Raw genomic sequence first — 1,446 nt, 5'->3', positions numbered from 1 at the left:
CCCACCCTTTCCCACTCCCCCCCTTAAATTACATCTTCCAAGACGCGACGGGTATTTTGCCAAGCCCAAACACCGACAGCAGCAACAACAAGACTCATCCCTACCAGCACAGTTCGCAAGCCGAAAGCATCGGTAATCGGACCTGTAATCGCTAAGGGTAGAGAAAGGGCAATATTTACAGCATGATTTTGAAAGCCAAATACTTTACCAAGCATTGTTGGGGGAGTTTGCTGTTGAATTAAGGTTTGCATCGGCACACCAATTAAAGAAGCACCAATCCCAAGCATTGCACACAGACCTAAAGCGATCGCCAGGTGGTCGATAAAAGTAAACAAGCCCAAAACCAGTGCCATCATCAAAAAGCCGATTAAAGGTAAAGGTTTGCCATGTAATTTCTCACCCCAGTTACCCAAAATCGCTGCACCCAACACCATACCAACCCCAGCGGCTGCTAAGAAAAAACCAAATTGTTTCTCTTTCAAACCAAATTCTGCCGCTAATCTAATGCTTATTACCATTAAAGCTGCAAACACGCAATATAATGTCACAAGTTGCAACATGGCATTTAACACTAAACGGTTTTTCTTTAGGTAGCGCAACCCCTGTTTGAAGTCAGTCCAAGGGTGAATTACTGGCTCAGTGTCGTCTGTTGCTTTGTTTTCTTTAAAGTTAATTGGCTGCATGATTATAGCCGATAACACATATAAGCCACCGACTACAAGCTCTTGACCATATTTTTCTCCCAACAAGTCTTTTGCCCAACTCAACAGCGGCTCTCCCACTGCAAAGCCGACAATTAAAGCGCCCATCATTGTACTGCTAAATAACGCATTAGCTGCCAATAAATTCTCTCGCTTGACGATTATAGGAATGGCAGCTTGTTCGGCTGGGGCAAAAAACTGCGTCACAGTGGAGATGGCAAAAGTGACTATCAACAAAATCAGAAACTCTCGTGGCAAAAACGGCAGACACAGCGTTAATATACCGCGTACCACATCAGAGCCAACCATGATTAGCTTTTTGGGAAAGCGATCGACAAAAATGCCACCAGCAGAACCGAACAAAATTGCTGGTATTGTAAACGCTACCATCAAAGTTGAGTATTTGGAGTTATGCGCCAACCCAGGAGATGGGTAGTATTCCAGCAGGGCAATCATCAAAACGAAGAAAACCTTATCTGCTAATTGGGACACTAGTTGCCCAATCCACAAAAGCATAAAAGCACGATTTTTTAGCAGGGCGCCAAACCCGTTATTAACAGCCGCAGGTTCAGTTGGAAACATTAGATTTGGGGTAACGACTACGGTAGATGGGGAGTTCTTGAGAGGGGGACAAGGGGGACAAGGGGGACAAGGGGGACAAGGGGGACAAGGGGGACAAGGGGGACAAGGGGGACAACTAACCACGCTCCTCCTAACTCCTAACTCCTAACCCCTAACTCCTAAC

The 1,446-nt window shown here is 45.6% G+C and carries 1 protein-coding gene; it reads right to left on the bottom strand.

The annotated features are described in order from the left end of the window. Positions 1 to 23 precede the first annotated feature (23 nt). The gene (locus tag OGM63_RS18925; protein ID WP_263747207.1) at positions 24 to 1,283 is read right to left on the bottom strand and encodes an MFS transporter; all 1,260 of its coding nucleotides are present in this window, start codon (positions 1,281 to 1,283) and stop codon (positions 24 to 26) included. Positions 1,284 to 1,446 lie beyond the last annotated feature (163 nt).

Origin of the sequence: Plectonema radiosum NIES-515 (genome assembly GCF_025753815.1) — a bacterium.
Lineage (GTDB): Bacteria > Cyanobacteriota > Cyanobacteriia > Cyanobacteriales > Nostocaceae > Hassallia > Hassallia radiosum_A.
The sequence above is the reverse complement of the archived record's forward strand: the minus strand, read 5'-3'. Positions and strand labels throughout refer to the sequence as shown.

What these genes read in the sequence shown, in the direction of transcription:
- OGM63_RS18925 (WP_263747207.1), bottom strand. Translation starts at nt 1,283, where the DNA reads ATGTTTCCAACTGAACCTGCGGCTGTTAATAACGGGTTTGGCGCCCTG.